The sequence below is a fragment of the Pseudomonas sp. ADAK13 genome (assembly GCF_012935715.1).
Taxonomy (GTDB): domain Bacteria; phylum Pseudomonadota; class Gammaproteobacteria; order Pseudomonadales; family Pseudomonadaceae; genus Aquipseudomonas.
This window is the reverse complement of the sequence record NZ_CP052860.1, coordinates 5,726,710-5,748,482: the sequence shown is the minus strand read 5'-3', so window position 1 is coordinate 5,748,482 and position 21,773 is coordinate 5,726,710. Positions and strand designations below refer to the sequence as shown.

General features: G+C 62.5%; 20 protein-coding genes. 9 read left to right on the top strand and 11 right to left on the bottom strand.

What is annotated here, in order from left to right; all coding sequences use genetic code 11:
• Window positions 1–66: 66 nt before the first annotated feature.
• Window positions 67–1,050: an aldo/keto reductase gene (locus HKK54_RS26480; protein ID WP_010169355.1), complete on the bottom strand. Its 984-nt coding sequence runs from the start codon at window positions 1,048–1,050 to the stop codon at window positions 67–69.
• 111 nt (window positions 1,051–1,161) lie between these two features.
• Between HKK54_RS26480 and HKK54_RS26475 the strand changes: the two genes are divergently transcribed.
• Together HKK54_RS26475 and HKK54_RS26470 are read left to right on the top strand one after the other, a co-directional pair.
• Window positions 1,162–2,088 carry a LysR family transcriptional regulator gene (locus HKK54_RS26475; RefSeq protein WP_010169357.1) on the top strand — a complete coding sequence of 309 codons (927 nt, stop codon included), beginning with the start codon at window positions 1,162–1,164 and terminating at the stop codon, window positions 2,086–2,088.
• A gap of 57 nt (window positions 2,089–2,145) precedes the next feature.
• A complete protein-coding gene (locus HKK54_RS26470; protein ID WP_169388360.1) occupies window positions 2,146–3,489 on the top strand; it encodes a cation:proton antiporter in 1,344 nt (447 codons plus the stop codon).
• A gap of 6 nt (window positions 3,490–3,495) precedes the next feature.
• Here HKK54_RS26470 and HKK54_RS26465 read toward each other — a convergent pair whose 3' ends face one another.
• The 3 genes from HKK54_RS26465 to HKK54_RS26455 form a co-directional block, all read right to left on the bottom strand.
• Window positions 3,496–3,636 (bottom strand): hypothetical protein, encoded by a 141-nt coding sequence (locus HKK54_RS26465; RefSeq protein ID WP_003217070.1) that lies wholly within the window; start codon window positions 3,634–3,636, stop codon window positions 3,496–3,498.
• An 11-nt stretch (window positions 3,637–3,647) separates the two neighbouring features.
• A complete protein-coding gene (locus tag HKK54_RS26460; protein WP_010169361.1) occupies window positions 3,648–3,866 on the bottom strand; it encodes a hypothetical protein in 219 nt (72 codons plus the stop codon).
• A gap of 84 nt (window positions 3,867–3,950) precedes the next feature.
• A complete protein-coding gene (locus HKK54_RS26455) occupies window positions 3,951–4,496 on the bottom strand; it encodes a hypothetical protein (RefSeq protein WP_029615826.1) in 546 nt (181 codons plus the stop codon).
• Between the two features lie 421 nt (window positions 4,497–4,917).
• Here HKK54_RS26455 and HKK54_RS26450 point away from each other — a divergent pair, with 421 nt between their 5' ends.
• From HKK54_RS26450 to HKK54_RS26440, 3 genes are all read left to right on the top strand, one after another.
• On the top strand, window positions 4,918–6,327 hold the full coding sequence (locus HKK54_RS26450) for a circularly permuted type 2 ATP-grasp protein (RefSeq protein ID WP_010169365.1): 1,410 nt from the start codon (window positions 4,918–4,920) through the stop codon (window positions 6,325–6,327).
• A 2-nt stretch (window positions 6,328–6,329) separates the two neighbouring features.
• Complete coding sequence (locus HKK54_RS26445) at window positions 6,330–7,280, top strand: alpha-E domain-containing protein (RefSeq protein WP_010169366.1); 951 nt, start codon at window positions 6,330–6,332, stop codon at window positions 7,278–7,280.
• 247 nt (window positions 7,281–7,527) lie between these two features.
• Window positions 7,528–7,959, top strand: a complete 432-nt coding sequence (locus tag HKK54_RS26440) for a nuclear transport factor 2 family protein (RefSeq protein ID WP_169388359.1) — start codon at window positions 7,528–7,530, stop codon at window positions 7,957–7,959.
• 4 nt (window positions 7,960–7,963) lie between these two features.
• Here HKK54_RS26440 and msrA read toward each other — a convergent pair whose 3' ends face one another.
• The 3 genes from msrA to msrB form a co-directional block, all read right to left on the bottom strand.
• Window positions 7,964–8,659, bottom strand: a complete 696-nt coding sequence (gene msrA, locus HKK54_RS26435) for a peptide-methionine (S)-S-oxide reductase MsrA (RefSeq protein ID WP_010169368.1) — start codon at window positions 8,657–8,659, stop codon at window positions 7,964–7,966.
• A gap of 147 nt (window positions 8,660–8,806) precedes the next feature.
• Window positions 8,807–10,567 carry a cytochrome c biogenesis protein DipZ gene (locus HKK54_RS26430; RefSeq protein WP_169388358.1) on the bottom strand — a complete coding sequence of 587 codons (1,761 nt, stop codon included), beginning with the start codon at window positions 10,565–10,567 and terminating at the stop codon, window positions 8,807–8,809.
• A gap of 29 nt (window positions 10,568–10,596) precedes the next feature.
• Window positions 10,597–11,109: a peptide-methionine (R)-S-oxide reductase MsrB gene (gene msrB, locus HKK54_RS26425; protein ID WP_169388357.1), complete on the bottom strand. Its 513-nt coding sequence runs from the start codon at window positions 11,107–11,109 to the stop codon at window positions 10,597–10,599.
• Between the two features lie 276 nt (window positions 11,110–11,385).
• Here msrB and HKK54_RS26420 point away from each other — a divergent pair, with 276 nt between their 5' ends.
• Together HKK54_RS26420 and HKK54_RS26415 are read left to right on the top strand one after the other, a co-directional pair.
• A complete protein-coding gene (locus HKK54_RS26420) occupies window positions 11,386–12,096 on the top strand; it encodes a response regulator transcription factor (RefSeq protein ID WP_003217086.1) in 711 nt (236 codons plus the stop codon).
• Window positions 12,093–13,559, top strand: a complete 1,467-nt coding sequence (locus HKK54_RS26415; RefSeq protein ID WP_169388356.1) for a sensor histidine kinase — start codon at window positions 12,093–12,095, stop codon at window positions 13,557–13,559. Before HKK54_RS26420 ends, HKK54_RS26415 begins: the two co-directional genes overlap by 4 nt.
• Here HKK54_RS26415 and HKK54_RS26410 read toward each other — a convergent pair.
• Entirely contained in the window at window positions 13,522–14,463 is a 942-nt protein-coding gene (locus HKK54_RS26410) for an alpha/beta fold hydrolase (protein ID WP_169388355.1), read from the bottom strand. The two genes, HKK54_RS26415 and HKK54_RS26410, sit on opposite strands and share 38 nt — an antisense overlap.
• The gene (locus HKK54_RS26405) at window positions 14,420–15,382 is read right to left on the bottom strand and encodes an AraC family transcriptional regulator (protein ID WP_169388354.1); all 963 of its coding nucleotides are present in this window, start codon (window positions 15,380–15,382) and stop codon (window positions 14,420–14,422) included. The genes HKK54_RS26410 and HKK54_RS26405 overlap by 44 nt, the downstream gene beginning before the upstream one ends.
• Window positions 15,383–15,478: 96 nt before the next feature.
• Between HKK54_RS26405 and HKK54_RS26400 the strand changes: the two genes are divergently transcribed.
• Together HKK54_RS26400 and HKK54_RS26395 are read left to right on the top strand one after the other, a co-directional pair.
• Window positions 15,479–16,438: an oxidoreductase gene (locus HKK54_RS26400; RefSeq protein ID WP_169388353.1), complete on the top strand. Its 960-nt coding sequence runs from the start codon at window positions 15,479–15,481 to the stop codon at window positions 16,436–16,438.
• A 59-nt stretch (window positions 16,439–16,497) separates the two neighbouring features.
• Entirely contained in the window at window positions 16,498–17,706 is a 1,209-nt protein-coding gene (locus HKK54_RS26395; protein ID WP_169388352.1) for a serine hydrolase domain-containing protein, read from the top strand.
• On the opposite strand, the gene HKK54_RS26390 is transcribed toward HKK54_RS26395, so the two are convergent.
• Window positions 17,666–19,954, bottom strand: a complete 2,289-nt coding sequence (locus HKK54_RS26390) for an ATP-dependent DNA helicase (protein ID WP_169388351.1) — start codon at window positions 19,952–19,954, stop codon at window positions 17,666–17,668. The genes HKK54_RS26395 and HKK54_RS26390 overlap by 41 nt on opposite strands.
• Window positions 19,951–21,600 (bottom strand): VRR-NUC domain-containing protein, encoded by a 1,650-nt coding sequence (locus HKK54_RS26385; RefSeq protein ID WP_169388350.1) that lies wholly within the window; start codon window positions 21,598–21,600, stop codon window positions 19,951–19,953. The genes HKK54_RS26390 and HKK54_RS26385 overlap by 4 nt, the downstream gene beginning before the upstream one ends.
• Between the last annotated feature and the right edge of the window lie 173 nt (window positions 21,601–21,773).

Here is a 21,773-nt window from a genome sequence, read left to right as displayed (position 1 = left end):
AAAACCTCAACGCCAAAGGGATGTCTTTTGTTGTTTTACAACTGCCAGACATCCCTGTCGCAAAGGTTAACGTTTGGCCGGGGCCATAAATTCCGGGCCTACCGGATCTTTTATCGTGTTGGCCAGAATACGGTCGATATGTTGCAGGTCATCGGCGCTGAGTTGCCAGCCGAATGCGTCCTCGATGCCTTTCAATTGTTCCGGGCGACGGGCGCCCCACAACGCCACCGTCGGACCCTGGTCCAGCACCCAGCGCAATGCCAGGGCCAGCACGGACTTGCCGTGGCACTCGCGGGCATACACATCCAGCGCCGCGACCGCCGCCAGGTATTGCTCAAAGCGTGGCGCCTTGAATTTCGGGTCGAGCTTGCGCACATCATCACCGGTAAAGCGTGTGGCGGCGTGCATGCTGCCGGTCAACAGGCCCCGGCACAGCGAGCCATAGGCCAGGACCACCAGGGCGTTTTGTCTGGCGTACGGCAGGATGTCGCTGTCGATCGCCCGTTCGAACAGGTTGTAGGGTGGCTGCACCGTGTCCAGGTGGGTGTACTGGCGGAAGTCGTCCATCTGCGCGGGGGAATAATTGCTCACGCCCACCGCCAGGATCTTGCCTTCGCGGCGCAGTTTTTCCAGCTCGCCGGCGGTTTCTTCCTGGGCCACCAGCGGGTCGGGCCAGTGAATCTGATAGAGGTCGATGTAGTCGGTTTCCAGGCGCAGCAGCGAGTCTTCGACTTCCTTGCGGATGCGCTGGGCCGTGGCGTTGCGGCGCACGGTGCCGTCGTCCCATTGCAGGCCGGCCTTGGTCGCGATCACCGCCGTATGGCGCACGCCGCGCAGCGCCCGGCCGATCAGCTCTTCAGACAAACCGAGGCCGTAGACCGGCGCACTGTCGATAAAATTGATGCCGCTGGCCAGCGCATGGCGAATGGTCTTGATCGACACCTCATTATCGGCGCCGCCCCACATCGAACCGCCCATGGACCAGGTACCCAGGGCAATCCGCGAGACGGCCTTGTCGATCCCCGGGATCTTGATGGTTTCGATACTCATTAAAAAGCCTCCGCCAGAAACATTCAGTAAAAAAACGATTACTCTAGATCATCCGTGGTTGAATCGGGCTCAACGCCGCGTGCAACCCAAACCGTACAAAAGGTTCTTGATATGGCTGCGTTCAACCGCTCCGAGTTGGCCGACCTGAATGTGTTCATGGCGATCATCCGTCGCCGGAGTTTCCGGCATGCTGCCCATGAACTGGGCGTCACCACCTCGGCCCTGAGCCACACCATGCGCAACCTGGAAACCCGCCTGGGGGTGAAGTTGCTCTACCGCACCAGCCGTGCGGTGGAGCCCACCGACGCCGGTGTGGTGCTGGCGGAAAAACTCAGTGCGGGCTTCGCGACGATCCAGGATGGCCTCGACACCCTGGAGCTGTACCGCGAGGCACCGATTGGCCGGCTGCGCCTGAACGTTCCCCGGGACGCCGCGGTGCTGCTGATCTCGCCACTGTTGGGCGAGTTCACCCGCACCTATCCGCAACTGCGCCTGGACGTGATGATCGAAGACCGCATGCTCGACATCGTCGCCGAAGGCTACGACGCGGGTATCCGCTATGGCGCCACCGTGCCCCAGGACATGGTGGCCGTGCCGCTGACCGGCGAGCTGCGCTGGATCATGGTCGCCTCCCCGGCCTACCTTGCAAAGGCCGGAACGCCTGCCGTGCCCAAGGACCTGCTCGCACACGCTTGCATCCGCATGTACCTGGGCGACAAGACCACCTACAAGTGGGAGCTGGGCAACGGCACCCGCCAACAGCGCCTGGATGTGCCCGGCCACTTCAGCGCGGCCGACACACAAACCATCGTCGACGCGGCCCTGCAAGGCGTGGGTATCGCCTACTGCCTGGAGAATCGCGTGTTATCGGAACTGGCAGACGGCCGCCTGGTGGAAGTGCTGCCCGACTGGGCCTGCATCGGCGCGCCACTGTGCATGTATTACCCCAGCCGGCGTCAGTCTCATCCAGGGTTGCGGCAGTTGATAGACATGATCCGTGTGAAAACCATCGGTTCACAGTTGTTGGAATCACATTGAACCTGGGCCCGGCCGTGGTCCTCAAACCTGGACAGACCACGGCCCGGTGCACACCCGATGACTTTTATTCTATGGATGGCCGTACTCGGCGCGGTGTTGCTCACCCTCGCCCTCACCTCCTCCTACCTGCGCTGGATGCCGGTCACCACCTCGGCGGTGTGCCTGTTGCTTGGCGTGGGTATTGGCCCGCTGGGCGCGGACCTGCTGCACTTGGACATCAAGGACTCCGCCCGCTGGATGGAACACCTGACGGAGGTCGCGGTGCTGTTTTCGCTGTTTGTCAGCGGCTTGAAGCTGCGCCTGCCCCTCAAGCATCGAACCTGGCGCATTGCGTTTGGCATGGCCGGTCCGGTCATGCTCCTGACCATACTCGGGACGTGCCTGGTACTGCATTGGCTGCTGGGGTTGTCGTGGGGCGTTTCGCTGTTGGTGGGGGCGATTCTCGCGCCCACCGATCCGGTGCTCGCGGGCCTGGTGCAGGTCAATAACGCTCAGGACTATGACGCACTGCGCTTCGGCCTCTCCGGCGAGGCCGGCTTGAACGATGGCACCGCCTTCCCGTTTGTGATCTTCGCGCTGATGTTCATGCAGCACGGTGGGTTCGACGGTGACTGGCTTGGCGGGTGGGTCCTGAAAAACCTGCTGTGGGCGGTGCCGGCCGGCTTGTTGACCGGTTATTGGATGGCCCGGGGCATCGGCCGGCTGACCCTCAAGATGCGCATCACCAATGCCGACAGCACCCTCTCCCCGAATGACTACCTGACGCTGGCCCTGATCGCCCTGGCCTATGTGGTGGCCGAGGCCATCGGCGGCTATGGCTTTCTGTCGGTATTTGCCGCCGGCCTCGGCCTGCGCCAGGCAGAGTTCAAGTCCACCGGCAACTCACAAACCCCTGCCGAACATTTGGCAAAGCCGTTAGTGGGCCATATGGAAGTGGAGCCGGAGCACGCATTGCACGGTGACCTCGGGCAGTTGCAAGACACGCAGATCGCTGCCGGCGTCATGATGGGCGACATGCTCGCGTTTGGCGGCCTGGTGGAGCGTTCGATGGAAGTGTTTCTGGTGACCCTGCTGGGCGTGGTGCTGGTCAGTCACTGGGACTGGCGGGCGCTGGCGGTGGGCGGTTTGCTGTTTTGCGTGATTCGCCCGCTCAGCGTGTTGTCGGTGCCCTGGGGCAGCCTGCTGGATCGCAATCAGCGCGGGCTGGTGGGCTGGTTCGGGATTCGCGGGATCGGCAGCATTTACTACCTGTTCTACGCCATCAACCATGGGTTGGTGGGCACCAGCAGCGCCGTTGCGGTGAACCTGACACTGTCAGTCATTGCCCTGAGCATCATCGTTCATGGCCTCAGCACACAGCCGATGCTGGCGTGGTATGAACGACGCGCCCAGGCACAATAATGAAGGTTATTCCTGGTTTTCGGTGTTGCCGACGTCGGCGGCATCATCCAAGTCGTTAAGCGGAACTTCGGCATCATCCATCAGTGAGCCCGGGTCTTCATTGCCCGGGTCATTGAGCTCATCGTCTTCGTCTATTTCAACTGACATGACCGTCTCCTCTAACCGCCTTGAGTATCGATATCGGCATCGGTTTCAGGCTTGGGCTCGCGCTCGGGCTTGAAGTCTGGACTGTAGTCGTTTTCTGCCGCCTTGGGGTCGGCGTCAGGCGTTGGGTCTTTCGGCGCGTCGGCCGCTGTACCCGGTGCCGGCTCACCGCCGTCGATGGCGGGGTCATTGCGGCCGCTGACTTGCGGGTCATCTTTATCGGTTGCGTTCATGGTCACCTCTTCGCAGATCTTGGGGAAACGTGCCCTGCGTAAACGTAAGGCGCCGCACGCCGGGTGGAAGTTCATTCCGATTCCCTAGGAACCCGGGTTGTCGACCTGGATATAGAACGCATAGGCCCCCAGGATCACCCAGAACACCATGAACAACCAGGGTGCACGCATCGAGAACAACAGCGACTTGCGATAGCCCTTGTGGGAGGACTCCGTCTCGCTGAACAGCGGCGACTCGTCATACGCCAGGCCCATCACCGGTTCACTGCGCAGCAGTTCGCTTTGCTTGTAGTGCCAGTGGTCAATGATGTCGTAGGCCGCCCGAATGCCCGGCCAGGCGTTGAGGGAACTGAGGATGCCCAGCATCGCCAGGAACACCGGCACCACCAGGGTGAACAGCTTGCCCCATTCCGGGTTGAGGTTGCCCATGCCGGACACAAAGGCGATCACCAGGAACGACTGCGCCGTGAGGTAGGCGTCGGTGCGGTTAGCCAGGATGCTGGTTTCGTACTGGATCTCGCGCCGGTAGAAGTCGAGGCGGTCCTTGGGTGAACCGAACATCTTTGCGGAGTGTTCGCTGTGGTCGGTCACGGCCGACTCAGGGTTCTGTGGGGAAATGATTCTGGGCACGATCAGTGCTCCACGCAGGTATTTGAAGCCCGTTAGAAGAACCGCGCTGGTGCAAAGTTCAAGTAATCGATGCACCGTTTTGAGGCAATCGAGTGCTCTATGTGGCGAGGGCGCTTGCTCGCATTGGACTGCTTAGCCGGCCTGCTTCCTGGGGGCGCTTCGCACCCCAGCGGGAGCAAGCTCCCTCGCCACAGGGGAGTCGCTACGGGTGGATGGCACAGGCATTGCTTTATTCCTTCAATCATTCACCTGCCCCGCCTGAATACAGGAGCAATCGTTACCCCCCGACCCAGAGCCCACCCCAAAAGAAAGTAAGGACCAGGCCTGTTGGCACCATCAGCCACGGGCTCATAAAAAAATGCGTTTTCTAAAGCGGCAGTGCCAAAGCGCAGTTAGTCCCGGCACTGACAAGGTAATTGGAATGGCTCGATCTTTCTTTGATGAAATGAATGACGCACAAGGCGTTTGCCGTGCGCACTATCAGGAATTCTCCCGCTGGCTGGCCAATACGCCGCCAGAACTGCTGGCCCAGCGCCGCCGTGAAGCCGACCTGCTGTTTCACCGCGCCGGGATCACCTTCACCCTGTATGGCGACGAGCAAGACACCGAGCGCCTGATCCCCTTCGACATCATCCCCCGCAGCATCCCCGCCAGTGAGTGGAGCGTCATCGAGCGCGGCTGTATCCAGCGGGTCAATGCATTGAACATGTTCCTTGCCGACATCTACCACGACCAACGCATCATCAAGGCCGGAATCATCCCTGCCGATCAGGTGCTGGGTAACGAGGGTTACCAGAAGGCCATGGTCGGCCTGGACCTGCACCGCGATATCTACTCGCACATTTCCGGGGTCGACCTGGTTCGCGATGGCGACGGCACTTACTACGTGCTCGAAGACAACCTGCGCACCCCCAGCGGCGTGAGCTACATGCTCGAAGACCGCAAGATGATGATGCGCCTGTTCCCCGAGGTATTCGCCAAGCAGCGCATCGCCCCGGTGGACCACTACCCCAACCTGTTGCTCAAGACCCTGAAAAGCTCCAGCCGCCTCGACAACCCGAATGTGGTGGTGCTGACGCCGGGCCGCTTCAACAGCGCGTTTTTTGAACATGCGTTCCTGGCCCGGGAAATGGGCGTGGAGCTGGTGGAAGGCGCCGACCTGTTCGTGCACGACCTCAAGGTGTTCATGCGCACCACCGATGGCCCCAAGGCCGTTGATGTGATCTACCGTCGCATCGACGACGCCTTCCTCGACCCGCAGGCTTTCAACCCGGACTCGATGCTCGGCGTCCCGGGGCTGGTGGCGGCCTATTGTGCGGGCAACGTGGTGCTGGCGAACGCCATCGGCACCGGCGTGGCGGACGACAAGTCGATCTACCCGTATGTGCCGGAGATGATCCGTTTCTACCTGGATGAAGAGCCGATCCTGCAAAACGTGCCGACCTTCCAGTGCCGCAAGCCGGACGAGTTGTCCCACGTCCTCGCGCACCTGCCGGAACTGGTGGTCAAGGAAACCCAGGGCTCCGGCGGTTACGGCATGCTGGTGGGCCCCGCTTCCAGCGCCGCCGAGATCGAGGACTTCCGTCAACGCATTAAGGCCCGCCCCCACGCCTACATCGCCCAACCGACCTTGAGCCTGTCCACCTGCCCGACCTTTGTCGAAAACGGCATCGCGCCCCGGCATATTGACCTGCGGCCATTCGTGCTTTCGGGCAAGGAAACCCGCCTGGTGCCCGGTGGCTTGACCCGCGTGGCACTGCGCGAAGGCTCATTGATCGTCAACTCGTCGCAAGGCGGCGGAACCAAGGACACCTGGGTGGTGGAGGGCTGAGTATGCTGAGTAGAACCGCCGCAGATTTGTATTGGATGTCCCGTTACTTGGAGCGCGCCGAGAACCTGGCGCGCATGCTGGAAGTCAGTTATTCGCTGTCGCTGATGCCTCAGGCCGGGCGCAGTGACGGGCTGGATGAGTTAGCCATGTCGTTGCTCAGCAGCGGCACCCTGGACAGTTACCTTGAGCGCCATCAGCAACTGGACGCTGAGCGCATGCTGCACTTCTTTGCCCTCGACGAGGAAAACCCGGCCAGTATCTACAACTGCCTGCGGGCCGCTCGCGGGAATGCCCACGCGGTGCGCGGGCGGATCACCGCCGACATGTGGGAAAACCTCAACGCCACCTGGCTGGAGATGCGCAGCATTGCGGCCGGCGGGTTGGCGCGCCACGGCATCAGCCACTTTTGTGACTGGGTGAAGCAGCGTTCGCACCTGTTTCGCGGGGCTACTTCCGGGACGATCATGCGTAATGACGCGTATCGGTTTATCCGGCTGGGCACGTTTGTCGAGCGAGCGGATAACACCTTAAGGCTGCTGGACGCGCGGTATGAGATGTTTGGCGAAGAGTCCGAAGAGGTCAGTGACCTGTCGGCACGCGGGTATTACCAGTGGAGCGCGTTGCTGCGGGCGTTGTCGTCGTTTGAGGCGTACACCGAGCTGTACCCGAATGCGTTGAATGCGCGGTCAGTGTCGGAGCTGTTGCTGCTGCGCAGTGATGTGCCCCGCTCATTGCATGCGTGTATCGAGGAGTTGAGCCACATCCTGGCGGATTTGCCCGGGAGTTATGGGCGCACGGCCCAGCGCCTGGCGGCCGAGTTTGAGGCGCGGCTGAGGTATACGGGGATTGACGAGATTCTGGAGGACGGGTTGCACAGCCGGCTGACAGAGTTTATCGACACCGTGCGCGAATTGGCGCGGGCGATTCATAGCTCGTACCTGGAAGTGGTCTGATGATTGATCGTTCCCACGCTCCGCGTGGGAATGCATCCGGTGACGCACTGCGTCACGACGTCAAGAGCGGACGCAGAGCGTCCAGGGCGGCGTTCCCACGCAGAGCGTGGGAACGATCGTTGATCGTGGCGGGTGTGGTGTGCGGTTCAATCATATAACTGTCAATTTGGATCATTGATCGGCCTTGGTGCCGCTCTTATGTTGGTGGGGTGCAACGCCCCGCCAATCATAAGAACAGGTGCCCGACATGTCCGAACAACTGAACCTATCGCCCCAGGCCGCCCACAGCCTCAAGCGCTGGCACGCCATGCTGGCTGCCGGTGATTTGAAAGCCCTCCCCGAATTGCTGGCCCCCGACGCGGTCTTCCGCTCGCCCATGGCCCACACGCCCTACCCGGGGGCGCCGGTGGTGTCGATGATCCTCAACACCGTATTCAACGTCTTTGAAGACTTCACCTATCACCGCGAGCTGGCCACCGCCGACGGTCAAAGCGTGGTGCTGGAGTTCAGCGCGCGGGTGGGTGACAAGCAGCTCAAGGGCATCGACCTGATTCGCTTTAACGAGCAAGGGCAGATCATCGAGTTTGAAGTGATGATCCGCCCCTTGAGCGGGCTGCAAGCCCTGGGTGAGGAAATGGGCCGGCGCCTGGCGCCCTACCTGGCAAAAGCCAAGGGCTGAAAGCCTACTGGTTTTTCACCAGCACCGGTTCTGCCCGGTATTGGTCGGGGAACAGTTTTTTCAGCTGGGCCACCTTGGGCAGATCGTTGATCACGATGTACGGGTAGGACGGGTTTTCCGTCAGGAAGTCCTGGTGGTAGGACTCCGCCGGGTAGAACGCCTTGCCCATTTCGATCCTGGTCACGATCGGCTTGTCGAAGGATTTGGCAGCGTCGAGCTGGTCGATATAGGCCTGGGCGACTTTTTGCTGTTCGGCATTCTGGGCAAAGATCGCCGAGCGGTACTGGGTGCCGCTGTCCGGCCCCTGGCGATTGAGTTCCGTGGGGTTATGGGCCACCGAGAAGTAGATCTGCAGCAGCTTGCCGTAGCTGACCTTGCTCGGGTCGTAGGTCACGGAGACGGATTCGGCGTGGCCGGTATCGCCGCCGCTGACACTTTCGTACTGGGCGGTGCTGGCCGCGCCGCCGTCATAGCCGGAGACCGCGTTTTTCACCCCTTGCACGTGTTGGAACACGCCCTGCACGCCCCAGAAGCAGCCGCCGGCGAACACCGCGGTTTGCAGGTTGCTACCGTTTGCCGGCAGGTCCATGGCCGGCGGCGCGATGGCCACGGCGTCGTCGGACGGGCCGAAAGAGAACGCCGAGGCGTGGCCGACGAAAGCAGCAAACGCGAGGGCCGGTAAGTAATTAAGCAGTTTCATCTCATTCACTCCGAAACATCAGAATAAACACGGTCAACTGTAGGAGCTGGCTTGCCTGCGATGGCGGTGGTGAATTCAACATCGCTATCGCAGGCAAGCCAGCTCCCACATTGATTGGGTTTTCAGTTCAAGCGTTACGTCGCCGGGTTAGCCGAAGGTGAAGGCGTAGGCCGACACTTGCGGGTCTAGAAACTCGATGGTGAAGGTCCGATCCTTGACTGCGCCAGGCTGGCGCACCAACTGGTACAAGCGTTGTTCGGTCACGGTGCCACTGCCATCCGGCGCGACGTCGGTGCCGTGGGCATCACCCGGCGCCTGGCCGTCGACGGTGACCTTGAAGCGCACCGGCTTGCCGTCGGCGCCAGGGCCCAGCACCAGGTGCAAGTCACGGGCGTGGAAGCGGTAGACGATCTTGCCGTTGGCCGCCGCGAGGGTGGCTTGCTGCCCACCGACGTTCCACTGGCCTTCCAGGGTCCAGTTGTTCAGCGCGAGATTGCCGGCTGCCGGGTAGTTGGCGACCTTATCAGTGGCCAAGGTGCCGGTGGACACGAAGTTCTCGGCACGCTGGAAGCCCAGGTAGGTTTCCGGCGATTGCACTTCGTTCATGTCCGGTGCGGCCTGGATGCCCTTGGCGTCGGCTTCGATCAAACCGCCTGCCACCTGGGTGGCGCCCGCTTCACGCAGCAGTTGCTGGATAACCCGCTCGGACTCGGCGTAATCACCCTCGCCAAAATGGTGGTAGCGGATCTGGCCCTTGGCGTCGGCAAAGTAATGCGCCGGCCAGTACTGGTTGTTGAACGCGCGCCAGATTTTGTAGTTGTTGTCGATCGCCACCGGGTAGGTAATGCCCAGGTCCTTCATGGCCTTGGTGACGTTGTTGACGTCGCGCTCAAAGGCAAATTCCGGGGCGTGCACACCGATCACCACCAGGCCCTGGTCACGGTACTTCTCGGCCCAGGCTTTCACGTACGGCAAGGTGCGCAGGCAGTTGATGCAGGAGTAGGTCCAGAAATCCACCAGCACCACCTTGCCTTTCAACGCCTCGGCGGTCAGCGGCTCGGAGTTGAGCCATTGCACGGCGCCGTCCAGCGGCGGCAACTGGCCTTCCACCGGCAGCGTGTCGCTGTGGTTGGCCGACATCATCATCGCGCCACCGGCCATCATCGCCCCGCTCTTCTGTTCAGGCTTGGCGCTGAGTTTTTCCACCAGGCTTTGTTCCAGGCCGCCGGTGGAGGCCGTCGACAAGCGTGCGAGGATCCCGGTGTCCAGGCCCAGGGCAATCGCCGCCACACCCGCCAGCATCAGCGCGCCAAGCCCCCGACGCAGCCATTCGCCGGCGCCGAGCGAGCGCTTCATGAAGCCAAAGACTTTACCGCCGACCAGCAGCGCCAAGGCCAGGGAGGTGGCGGCCCCTGCCGCGTAGGCCAGCAAGAGCAAGGTAGTGCCGATACTGGCGCCCTGCAGGGCGGCGCCCGTCAGCACCAGCCCCAGGATGGGCCCGGCGCACGGCGCCCACAGCAGCCCGGTGGCCACGCCGATCAGGAACGATGCGCCGGGACGCGGCCGCGAATCGGCCCCGGCGGCTTCCGACAGGCGACTGCCCGCGGCCACCAGTGGCCGGGTCAGGCGCTCGGACAGGCTGGGCAACAGCAGCGTCAGCCCGAATAGCGCAACAAACAGCAACGCGAGCCAGCGACCGTACTGATTGACTTGCACCACCCAACCGCCGCCCACCGCCGCGAGCGACGCGACCAGGGCGAAGGTCATCGCCATCCCCAGCAACAGCGGCAAGCCACTGCGCAAAAACGGCTGCCCGGTGCGAGCGAAGACAAAAGGCAGAACCGGCAGGATGCAGGGGCTGACAATTGTCAGCACGCCGCCCAGGTACGCGAGAACCAAAAGCCACATGGGGTATTCCCTTATAAGAAGACATTGAATTAAGCCGCGGTGAACGTCATGGCTGCGCCGTTCATGCAGTAGCGCAGGCCGGTGGGCGCGGGGCCGTCGTCGAATACGTGGCCCTGATGGCCGCCACAGCGCCGGCAATGGATTTCCTTGCGCACCACGCCAAAGGAGGTGTCGACGTGGCTGGCCACGGCGTTTTCCAGGGGTTGCCAGAAGCTGGGCCAGCCGGTGTGGCTTTCAAATTTGGTGGTCGAGGAATACAGCGGCAGTGCGCAACCGGCGCAGGCGAATGTGCCGTTGCGGTGTTCGCTGTTGAGCGCACTGCTGTAGGGGCGTTCGGTGCCCTCTTCGCGCAGGATCGCGTATTGCTCGGCGGTCAGCAGGGTGCGCCATTCGGCGTCGGTGTGACTGACTTCGAAGTTTTCGGCGGCCTCAGCTTCGGCGATCAGCCCGGGGCCGGCGTTGATTTTTTGCAGCAGGCCACCGGCGATGACCGCGAGCCCAAGGCCGCCGCCGGCCAGCAAGATCTGTCGACGTGAATACATGACCTTCTCCTAAGTTCCAACACTATATGGCCGGCAAATAACCCTGTGGCGAGGGGGCTTGTCCCCCGTTGGAGTGCGCAGCGCTCCCGCTTTTTTTGGGGCCGCTACGCAGCCCAACGGGGGACAAGCCCCCTCGCCACAATTTTTGCCATTGCGATGAGTGAAGGTTAGGCCCGGGGTGGTCGCGGAATCCTCACGCAGAGTTAAACAATTCGTGATAACTACACTGTTGCAAAAGCCGCACAATGCGCGAATTACGAAGACAGGTTTCTATCAATGGATCAGCCCAAACGTGTCCTGGTGGTCGAGGACGATGCCCATATTGCCGATTTGATCTGCCTGCATCTGCGGGACGAGCAGTTCGAGGTGGTCCACAGTGCCGACGGTGACGAAGGCCTGCGCCTGCTGGAGCAAGGCGGCTGGGATGCGCTGATTCTCGACTTGATGCTGCCCGGCGTCGACGGCCTGGAAATCTGCCGGCGGGCCCGGGCCATGACGCGCTACACGCCGATCATTATCACCAGTGCCCGCTCCAGTGAGCTGCACCGCATCCTGGGCCTGGAACTGGGGGCCGACGACTACCTGGCCAAGCCGTTTTCCATGCCGGAGCTGGTGGCGCGGGTCAAGGCGCTGCTGCGGCGGGTCGACGCCATGGCGCGCAACCTGAAGATGGACGCCGGCAGCCTTGACCTCGGCCAGTTGTTCATCAACCCGCTGACCCGCGACGCCACCCTGCAAGGCCAGCGGCTGGACCTCACGCCCCGGGAATTCGACCTGCTGTACTTTTTCGCCCGCCAGCCGGGCAAGGTGTTTTCGCGCATGGATCTGCTCAATGCCGTGTGGGGCTACAGCCACGAAGGCTATGAGCACACGGTCAACACCCATATCAACCGCCTGCGGGCCAAGGTCGAGGCTGACCCGGCCAACCCGGCGCGCATCCTCACGGTGTGGGGCCGTGGCTACAAATTTGCCGAGCAGTCCGCATGAGGCTGACCCTGACCCAACGCCTGTCCCTGGTGTTCGCCCTGTTGCTGTTGATTTGCAGCGGCACCTCGGCGTGGCTGCAAGTGCGCTCCAACCACATGCATGAGCTGGAAGTGGTGCAAGGCCTGTCCCGCGACCTCGCCGCGCACATCGCCCGCGACACCCAACTGATGGACGCCGACGGCCTCAAGCCTGAGGCGGTGCGTAACCTGTTCAGCCAATTGATGCTGGTGAACCCGAGCGTCGAGGTGTACCTGCTGGACATCAACGGCCGCGTGGTCGGCAATGCGGCGCCCAGCGGCCACCTGCGCCGCGACCAGGTCAACCTGGAGCCGGTGCGGCGGTTCCTCAGCGGTGCAATGTTGCCGATCCTCGGCGATGACCCGCGCAGTGTCGACGGCCTCAAGGTGTTCAGCGCCGCGCCGCTGCGGGTCAATGGCCAGCAGGCCGGCTACCTGTATGTGGTGCTGTTGGGCGAGGCCCATGATGTATTCGACGCCCGGGACGCCACCGGCATGGCCCTGAATATCGCCCTGTGGTCCATCGCGCTGGTGGCGTTGCTGTGCCTGTTGGCGGGTTTGACCGCGTTTGCGTGGATCACCCGGCCCCTGCGGCAGTTAACCGAAAAGGTTGGCCAGTTCGATATCAACGGCGCACCGAAAGTCCCGCAAGCCGTGGCCCCCGAGGTGGCCAGCCAGGATGAGATTGCGGTGCTCGACCACGCCTTCGTGCAGATGGAGAACCGCCTGGGTGAACAGTGGCGGGCCATCACTCATCAAGAGCAGGAGCGTCGGGAGATGGTCGCGAATATCTCCCACGACCTGCGCACGCCCCTGGCCTCCTTGCATGGTTACCTGGAAACCCTGTCCCTGAAAGACGCCAGCCTGACCCAGCAGGAACGCCGGCGCTACCTGGGCATCGCCCTGGACCAGAGTCGCAAGGTCGGCGGGCTGGCCCAGTCGCTGCTGGAACTGGTGCGCCTGGAACACGGGTTTGTGCAGCCGGTCATCGAAGGTTTTTCGTTGCCCGACCTGGTGCAGGACATCTTCCAGAAGTTCGAACTCACGGCCGAAGCCCGCAGCATCACCCTCACCGCCAGCCTGCCGCCGGTAGTGCCGACCGTACTGGCGGATTTGGGCCTGATCGAACGGGTGCTCACCAACCTGCTGGACAATGCCTTGCGCCATACGCCGCTCAATGGCGAAGTTGAAGTGACCCTGGCGCCCAGGGCCGGCGTTGTTGAAGTGACGGTGAGCGACAGCGGCCCGGGGATTGCGGCGGATTTGCGCGAAGGCCTGTTCCTGCGTGCGTTCACCATTGGCGGTGCCCGACGCGATGGCGGCCTGGGCTTGCGCATCGTGCACCGCATCCTGCAATTGCACGGTCAGGAAATCCGCCTGATCGATGTGCCAGGACGCGGCGCGACGTTCACGTTCGCCCTAGAAACCCGACCAGCAACTCGTTGACCCGGGCCCCCTGCTCGTTCTGAATCCAGTGGCCGCAGTTGGCAAGGACCGCTTGCTGCAGGTTGGGCACCACCTCAGGCATGCGCTTGAGGGTGTGAGCTTCGAACACGCCCACTGGGTCGCGGTCGCCGATCAGGAACAGCGTCGGTTGCAGCACCTGCTTGCCGGCCAGGAACTCGGTGCGCTGCCAGTTGCGCTCGAAGTTGCGGTACCAGTTCAACGGGCCGCGAAAGCCGTCGCCGGCGAAGGTCTGCACATACACATCGAGATCCTGCTGACTGCACCAGGCAGGGAGCTTGCCCGGCAGCGGGACACCTTCCAGCAGTTTCGCGCTGGCGGGTTTCTGCTGCAGGAACACGTCCTGGTCCTGCATGAACAGGCGCAGGGTTCGCTCAATGTCGGCATCCAGCTCCTTTTCGGCCACGCCCGGCGCCTGGAAGTACAGGATGTAATTGAAGCGATCGGCGTACAGCTCGCGCATGATTTCGATCACCGGCCTGCGCGAGCGCCCGGCGAACGGCACCGACATCGTCACCAGCCGGGTGACCCGCTCAGGCTCCAGCAACGCCAGGTGCCAGGCCACCACTGCGCCCCAGTCGTGGCCGACCATGACGACCTGACGATGCCCGAACAGGTCCATGGCGCCCTGGATATCGGCGCACAGGGTCAGCAGCTCATAGTCGGCCACCTCCGGCGGCGCGCTGGACTGTCCATAACCGCGCATTTGCGGCACAAACACCCGATAACCCAGCGCGACAAGCGCCGGAATCTGCTCGCGCCAGGAGTACCAGCACTCGGGAAACCCATGCAGCAGCCACACCGGCGGACCGTTCTCGGGCCCGGCGATGTGCACGTTCAATTCAATGCCGTTGACCTTGACCTTCTGCTGCTGGATGTCGCTCATCACTGGGTTCCTTGTGTGGGGTTCGCTCGCGGTATTCCCGGGGAGAGCAGGCCATCACGCGCTTGAAAGCATTGCTGAACGCGCTGTCTGACTGATAACCCAGGGACTGGCCGATCGTGGACACGCTGTTATCGCTGGCTTTCAAGGCCTGCACCGCCAGGTGCATGCGCCAGCGGGTCAGGTATTCCTGCGGTGCCAGCCCTACCCGTTGCTTGAAGTGCAAGGCAAAGGTAGAGCGGGATTGACTCGCCACGGCGGCCATTTCACTCAGTGTCCAGCGCCGGGCAGGTGCCGCGTGAATTTCCCGCAGCACCGGAGCCAGCCTTGGATCGGTCAATGCCCCCAACCAGCCAGTGGTGTTCGCGCCCATGGAAGATTGATAGAGCCGCAGGATTTGCACCAGCATCATTTGCGCCAAATGCTCGGTCATCAGCGCCGCACCTTGTAGCGGGCTGGCGTATTCCCGGGCCAGGCGGTCCAGGCACCAGCGCAATACGGCGGCCTGTTCGGAGTGGGCGCTCACCCGCAGCACCGGCGGCAGGCTGTCCAGCAACAGCCGAGCGTCATCCCCGTAGATAAAGCGCCCGGCGATCAAAAACAGATCCACCGTGTCCCCCAGTGTGGCGATACCGCCGACCGCATCGGCATACACCTCCCGTGCATCAACGCCTTCACCCGACAGATGACTGGACAGCCTCCACGGGCGTGCCTGGGTCAACAGGAAACAATCACCCTCATACAAGCGCATCGGCACCACCAGCCCTTCCACCTCCAGCCAGCAACTGCCCTCCACCACCGCGTTGAACTTGATGCCGTCCGGCGCCGCAAAGTTAATGGCCCATGTGCCTCCGGCCTTCAGGCCGGCGAAGGTCGAGCGATGGCTTTTTAACAGTGCCAGCACATCGGAAAGGGTATCCATAAAAGCTCCGGACGATCGCGACAGAAAAACGGACTCTAGGGTATTCCACGTCCGGGTTCCAGCGGGGAACCTAGGCCTCCCTTAAGGAGATCTTTCATGACTGAAAAACAAATCCCGGTTGGCAGCGGCTTCGACGCCTGTACTACCGCGCTGCAAGCCTTGGCGGCCTGCGACTTGCTTGGCAAGACTGTGATCGTCACTGGCGGCTATTCCGGCATCGGCCTGGAAACTGTTCGCGTGCTGTCCAGCGCCGGTGCACAGGTGATCGTTCCCGCACGGGATCCTCAAAAGGCCGAACGCAATCTTTCTGGCATTATCGGCGTTGAACATACCAGCCTCGATTTACTCGACCCGGCCTCAATTGATCGCTTTGCCGAAAACTTTCTATCCAGCGGGCGGGCATTGGACCTGCTGATCAATAGCGCCGGAATCATGGCCACGCCACTGCAACGGGATGCACGAGGCCTCGAAGCTCAGTTCGCTACCAACCACCTGGGCCACTTCCAGCTCACCGCAAGGCTGTGGCCGGCGCTGTGCCAGGCCCGCGGGGCACGGGTGGTTTCGGTGTCGTCCCTCGGCCATCGGCTCAGCCCTGTGCACTTCGATGACCCGCAATTTGAGCGCCGCCCCTATGACAAGTGGCTCGCCTATGGCCAATCAAAAACCGCCAACGCGCTGTTCGCGGTAGCGCTCGACCGACGTGGTATAGCTGATGGTGTGCGCGCATTCTCCGTGCATCCTGGGGAAATTCTCACTGACTTGATCCGCTATTTGAACAAGGACGACCTGGCGTTCGTCGGTGCCCTGGATGACCAAGGCAATATCCGTCGCGCCAGTCACTACAAGAGCCCCGAGCAAGGCGCCGCAACGTCGGTATGGTGCGCCGTCAGCCCGCAACTAGAGGGCCTGGGCGGAGTCTACTGCGAAGATTGCGATGTGGCTGCGCCGTCGCAGGATGACTCCCGGCGTAACGGAGTACGGGCCTGGGCCGTCGACCCCGAGCAAGCCGAACGTTTGTGGGGACTGAGTCAGCAACTGTGCAGTGTCTCGTTGTAGTTTGGGGCCCTTGTGTTCATATTTGTTGGTCATGCACTGCCGATGAGAGAGCCTGACCCATGCAGCCGTCTACCAGACACCTTGTGGCCTTCGCCGCCTCGCTTTGCACCACCCTCGCCTGCGCCAGCAACCACGACCCGCAACTCGCCCAGCGAGTGGATGCAGTGGTCGACAGCGCCATTGCCGACAAGCGTCTGGTGGGCACAGTGGTGCTGGTGCTGCGGGATGGGCAGTTGGTTTACCACCGTGCTGCCGGGTTGGCGGACCGGGAAGCCGAGCGGCCGATGACGGAGGACACGATCTTTCGCCTGGCATCGGTCACCAAGCCGCTGGTCTCCGCCGCCGCGATGCACCTGGTGGAACAAGGCCGCCTGGGCCTGGACGATCCGGTCAGCCGCTGGCTGCCCGACTTCAATCCCAGGCTGGCGGATGGCACCATCCCGGTGATCACCGTCAGCCAATTGCTCAACCACACTGCCGGCCTCAGCTACGGTTTTCTGGAAGACCCCCACGGCCCCTACCGCACCGCCGGGGTTTCCGATGGTTTGGGCGAGCCGGAAATCAGCTTTGCCGAGAACCTGAAACGCATCGCCAGCGTGCCCCTGAGTTACCCGCCGGGTACCCGCTGGCAGTATTCGATGGCCACCGATGTGCTGGGTGCGGTGCTGGAAAAGGCGTCGGGCCAGCGCTTGCCGGAATTGATCCACGAGTCGGTGACCGGGCCTCTGGGTCTGCGCGATACCGGGTTTGCCGTGACCGACCTCACGCGGCTGGCCGCCGCGTATCAGGATGGATCACCGCAGCCGTTGCGTATGGTCGACAAGGCCACCATCACCTCGGGCAACAGCACCGCGCTGTTTGATGTGCGGCGGATTCTTGATCCCCATGCCTACCCTTCCGGCGGCGCCGGCATGGCCGGGACGGCAGGTGATATTGCGCGGTTCCTGGAAACCATTCGCCAGGGCGGCGCACCGATCCTGTCCGCGCACAGCGTGCAGTTGATGGTCACCGATCAGGTCGGCGCCATGGCGCAAACCCAGGACCCGGGTTGGGGGTTCGGTTACGGCTGGGCGGTGCTGAGTGACCCGGCGCTGACGGGCACGCCGCAATCCCGTGGCACCTTTGAATGGGGCGGCGCCTACGGTCACAGCTGGTTTGTCGACCCGCAGCAAAAGCTCACAGTGGTCGCATTGACCAATACCGCGTACGAAGGCATGTCCGGGCTGTTCACCCACCAGTTGCGGGACGCGGTGTATCCGCCGCAGTGATCGACCACCAGCGTGGCAACAGCTGCCGCACCCGGGCTTCGCCAAAACGGTCATCGATCAGCATCACCACGCCCCGGTCCTGCTGGCTGCGAATCACCCGGCCCGCGGCCTGCACCACCTTCTGAATGCCCGGGTACAGGTAGGTGTAGTCGTAACCGGCGCCGAAAATCGCGCCCATCCGCACCTTGAGCTGCTCATTCACCGGGTTCAGTTGTGCCAGGCCCAGGGTGGCGATAAACGCGCCGATCAGTCGCGTTCCCGGTAGGTCGATGCCTTCGCCGAATGCACCGCCGAGTACGGCAAAACCGATGCCCTGGCTGTGCTGGGTGAACTGGTCGAGAAACGCCTGGCGCTCGGCCTCGGCCATGCCCCGTGACTGCTGCCACAGCGGGATGTGCGGGTGCCGTTCGGCCAACAATTGCGCCACTGGCTGCAAGTAATCGAAGCTGCTGAAAAACGCCAGGTAGTTGCCCGGCGCCTGCGCGAACTGTGTGGCGATCAGCTCGACGATGGGCTCCAGGGACGCCTGGCGATGCACGAACCGGGTGGAGATCCGGTCGACGATATGCACCTGTAGTTGCTCGGCCTTGAACGGCGACTCCACATCGACCCAGGCCGTGTCGGGTGGCATTCCGAGCAAGTCCGCGTAGTAATGCCGCGGGCTCAGGGTGGCGGAAAACAGCACGCTGCTGCGGGCCGCCGTCAATCGCGGGCGAATGAACTCGGCGGGCACTACGTTGCGCAGGCACAGGTGGGAGGAGCTGCGTTTGCCGCTGAGTTCGCGCTTGCTGATGTCGAAAATGAAGTGTTCGTTGAACAGTTCGGCGACCTTGGCGAACTGCAACGCCTCGAAGTAAAAGGCTTGCAGGTCGCCATTGAGTGCTTCGGGGTGGTCGTTGAAATACTCGCCCATGGCGCTGGTGCACAGGCTCAACGCTTGCAGCAGTTTCTCGGGTTTGCGGGCATAGGCCTGATACGGCGCGACTTGCTCTTTGTGCAAGGCGTTCCACTCTCGGTTCAGGCGCTGCAAGGACTTCTTGAGCGGTTCCGGGGCGGTGTCACGCAACGTCTTGAGGCTGTACTGATCAAGGGCGGCGCTGTACATCGAACGGCCGCGTTCCACCAGGTTGTGGGCTTCATCCACCAGCACCGCCACCCGCCACTGGTTGAGCTGGGCCAGGCCGAACAACATGGCGCCGAAATCGAAGTAGTAGTTGTAGTCGGCAACCACCACGTCGGTCCAGCGCGCCATTTCCTGACTCAGGTAATAGGGGCACACGTCATGGGCCAGGGCGACGTCCCGCAGGTTGCGCTGGTCCAGCAGGCGCACCTGTGAAGCGGCCTGGCGGGCGGCGGGCAGGCGGTCGTAAAAGCCCTTGGCCAAGGGGCATGAGTCGCCGTGACAGGCTTTGTCGAGGTGTTCGCAGGCCTTGTCCCGCGCGACCAGTTCCAGCACCCGCAGCGGCAGGTCCGGGCTGCTGTCATAGAGCACTTGCGCGGCGTCCAGCGCCAATTTTCGGCCGGGGGTCTTGGCCGTGAGGAAGAACACCTTGTCCAGTTGCTGGGGCGCCAGGGCCTTGAGCATCGGGAAAATCGTGCCGACGGTCTTGCCAATCCCGGTAGGCGCCTGGGCCATCAGGCAACGGCCGGTGCTGACGGCCTTGTAGACCGTTTCTGCCAGGGAGCGCTGGCCCGGGCGAAACGCCGCATGGGGAAAGCCCAGGGCAACCGCTGCGGCGTTGCGGGCTTCGCGCTGACGCATTTCCTGTTCGGCCCACCCGAGGAACAACGCGCATTGCTGGTTGAAGAAGTGTTCCAGGTCGGCGGCCTGGAAGGGTTGGCTCAAGAGGATTTCGTGCTCGCCAATGATGTCGAAGTACACCAGCGCCAGCACAATCTCCGATAACCCGAGCTTCTGGCACATCAGCCAGCCGTACACCTTGACCTGGGCCCAGTGCAGTTGGCGGTGGTTGGCCGGCTGCTTGTCCAGGTCGCCGCGATAGGTTTTGACTTCTTCCAGCTGGTTGCGGTCCGGGTCGTAGCCATCTGCCCTGCCCCGGACTTTCAACTGCCGGTATTCGCCCTCCAGCGCAACTTCGTTCTGGTAGTGGGCGCTGCGCCGCGACGCCACGGTGCGGTGGCCGACAATGCCCTCCTGGGCGCTGGGGGACGGGGTAAACCGCAAGTCGAGGTCGCCGACCTTGGCGGTGAACTCACATAGCGCCCGCACTGCGACGCTGTAGCTCAAGCCTGCTGCTCCGCCCAGCGCACATAACACACCGTCACGGGCATCTGGTGCTCGCCGCAGAACTCCAGCCAGCGCAATTGGTTGTCCTGCAGGCGATCACCGGGGCCTTTGACTTCGATCATGCGGTAGGTTTTTTCCTCGGGCCAGAACTGGATCAGGTCGGGCATGCCGGCACGATTGGCGCGGATATCCAGCAGCAGGCGCTCGAACCAGTGACGCAGGTGCGCGGCGGGCAGGCAGTCGAGTGCCTGGTCCAGAAGCTCTTCGCTGAGAACGTTCCAGAACACGAAGGGTGACTGGATGCCCCATTTGTCGATGTACCGCTGGCGGATGGTGGTTTTGTAGCGCTCATCGCCCAACTGATCCAGGCATGCGGCGAACAGTTCGGCACGCCGCTGATGAAAATCCTCGCTGTGCAGGTCCACCGGGCCGCGCTGGAACGGGTGGAAAAACGACCCCGGCAACGGCGCAAAAATCGCCGGCCAGCACAGCAGGCCGAACAACGAATTGATCAGGCTGTTCTCGACGTAATGCACCGGCGCGCCGTGGTCGCTCAGGTGCGCCTGCACGCAATACTCCACCGACATCAGCGGCTCCGGGGCCGGCAGCTCAAGGTCCAGGCGCACGATCTCGCGGGGCTTTGCCTTGGGTATCGCCGGCTCGCCGAGTTTGCGCCGCAGCCTGGGGATCACTCGCAACAGATGCTGCTGCTCGGCGGCGCTCTCCGGTGCCACCTGCGCCTCACGGGCCAGCAGCATCGCCTGGGCGTAGTCTTCCTGGCGCTCCAGCACCCGAATCAATCGGGCCCGGGCGCCGGGATAAGCGCAGCCCCGGTAGATCGTCTCGGCCAGGGCCAGTTCGGCACTGCGCTCGCAGTACTGGCCTACCTGAAACAACAGCTTGGCCCGACGCTTTTCCAGCCAGGGGTTGTCAGTGTGCAGGGTGGTGATGTTTTCCAGTACCACGTCCAACGCCTCACCCGCTTCAAAAGCCTGCTGGCATTGGTGCAGGAACAGGAAACCGTGCACATCGTCACGGCTGCGCAAGCCGCGGGACTCGTCGCAGAACTCGACTTTCTCGTAAGTGAAAATCCCCAGGTCCGCCAGCACAAACTCCGACCAGTCCTGATACAGATTGCCAAAGAACATCAGGCGCAGGCGGTCGCACAGGTCCATCACCGTCAGGCTGTAGAGTTGATCGGCCACGTCCGGGCACCAATCCTGGAAGCAGCGCGCTTCGCAGAACTGCACTGACAGCACCGCCAGCCAGTCAGACTTCCTGGCCTTGGGGTGCTCGATCCAGGGTTTGAACGCCACGAGGATTTCGGCTTTCTGCAACAGGCCGAACAGCTCTTCAAACGACACCAGGCACTGATCGCTCACCCAGCCCTGCTCGAGCAACGGCACCACCGCCTCCTGCACTGCGCCGATCTCGACATAGTTGAGCTTGCCAGCGCGAAAATGCACGCCCTTGCGCATTACCATTCGCACCAGCAAGGCCTGGGACGCTTGCGGCAAGCTGTCAAATTGCTGAATGAAATGCTCTTCGTCAGGGGCCAGCAAATCGGCATAACGCTGCCCCAGCCAGTCGAGCACTTGGCGGAAGTTATGCAGGTAATAGAGCGGATCTTCTAGGGGATCGGACATTTCAGGCACTTCAGGCGCTGGATCAAACACTGGTTATGCATACAGAGTGCCGTCCCCGGCCGGCTGTTGCAATCGGTAATAGATCAAAGGCACACGCAACTTTTTGCGTAATAATGATCAGATGGCTGTCAGCCACATTAAATGTGTCTCCCCCGACCGCTCAGGCGCGGGGT

Excerpts from the sequence above, each read along its gene's own strand:
- HKK54_RS26405 (WP_169388354.1), bottom strand. The coding sequence starts at position 15,382 with ATGGATACCCTTTCCGATGTGCTGGCACTGTTAAAAAGCCATCGCTCG.
- HKK54_RS26475 (WP_010169357.1), top strand. The coding sequence starts at position 1,162 with ATGGCTGCGTTCAACCGCTCCGAGTTGGCCGACCTGAATGTGTTCATG.
- HKK54_RS26430 (WP_169388358.1), bottom strand. The coding sequence starts at position 10,567 with ATGTGGCTTTTGGTTCTCGCGTACCTGGGCGGCGTGCTGACAATTGTC.
- HKK54_RS26415 (WP_169388356.1), top strand. The coding sequence starts at position 12,093 with ATGAGGCTGACCCTGACCCAACGCCTGTCCCTGGTGTTCGCCCTGTTG.
- HKK54_RS26420 (WP_003217086.1), top strand. The coding sequence starts at position 11,386 with ATGGATCAGCCCAAACGTGTCCTGGTGGTCGAGGACGATGCCCATATT.
- HKK54_RS26440 (WP_169388359.1), top strand. The coding sequence starts at position 7,528 with ATGTCCGAACAACTGAACCTATCGCCCCAGGCCGCCCACAGCCTCAAG.
- msrB (WP_169388357.1), bottom strand. The coding sequence starts at position 11,109 with ATGTATTCACGTCGACAGATCTTGCTGGCCGGCGGCGGCCTTGGGCTC.
- HKK54_RS26385 (WP_169388350.1), bottom strand. The coding sequence starts at position 21,600 with ATGTCCGATCCCCTAGAAGATCCGCTCTATTACCTGCATAACTTCCGC.
- msrA (WP_010169368.1), bottom strand. The coding sequence starts at position 8,659 with ATGAAACTGCTTAATTACTTACCGGCCCTCGCGTTTGCTGCTTTCGTC.
- HKK54_RS26465 (WP_003217070.1), bottom strand. The coding sequence starts at position 3,636 with ATGTCAGTTGAAATAGACGAAGACGATGAGCTCAATGACCCGGGCAAT.
- HKK54_RS26395 (WP_169388352.1), top strand. The coding sequence starts at position 16,498 with ATGCAGCCGTCTACCAGACACCTTGTGGCCTTCGCCGCCTCGCTTTGC.
- HKK54_RS26450 (WP_010169365.1), top strand. The coding sequence starts at position 4,918 with ATGGCTCGATCTTTCTTTGATGAAATGAATGACGCACAAGGCGTTTGC.
- HKK54_RS26480 (WP_010169355.1), bottom strand. The coding sequence starts at position 1,050 with ATGAGTATCGAAACCATCAAGATCCCGGGGATCGACAAGGCCGTCTCG.
- HKK54_RS26410 (WP_169388355.1), bottom strand. The coding sequence starts at position 14,463 with ATGAGCGACATCCAGCAGCAGAAGGTCAAGGTCAACGGCATTGAATTG.
- HKK54_RS26400 (WP_169388353.1), top strand. The coding sequence starts at position 15,479 with ATGACTGAAAAACAAATCCCGGTTGGCAGCGGCTTCGACGCCTGTACT.
- HKK54_RS26460 (WP_010169361.1), bottom strand. The coding sequence starts at position 3,866 with ATGAACGCAACCGATAAAGATGACCCGCAAGTCAGCGGCCGCAATGAC.
- HKK54_RS26445 (WP_010169366.1), top strand. The coding sequence starts at position 6,330 with ATGCTGAGTAGAACCGCCGCAGATTTGTATTGGATGTCCCGTTACTTG.
- HKK54_RS26470 (WP_169388360.1), top strand. The coding sequence starts at position 2,146 with ATGACTTTTATTCTATGGATGGCCGTACTCGGCGCGGTGTTGCTCACC.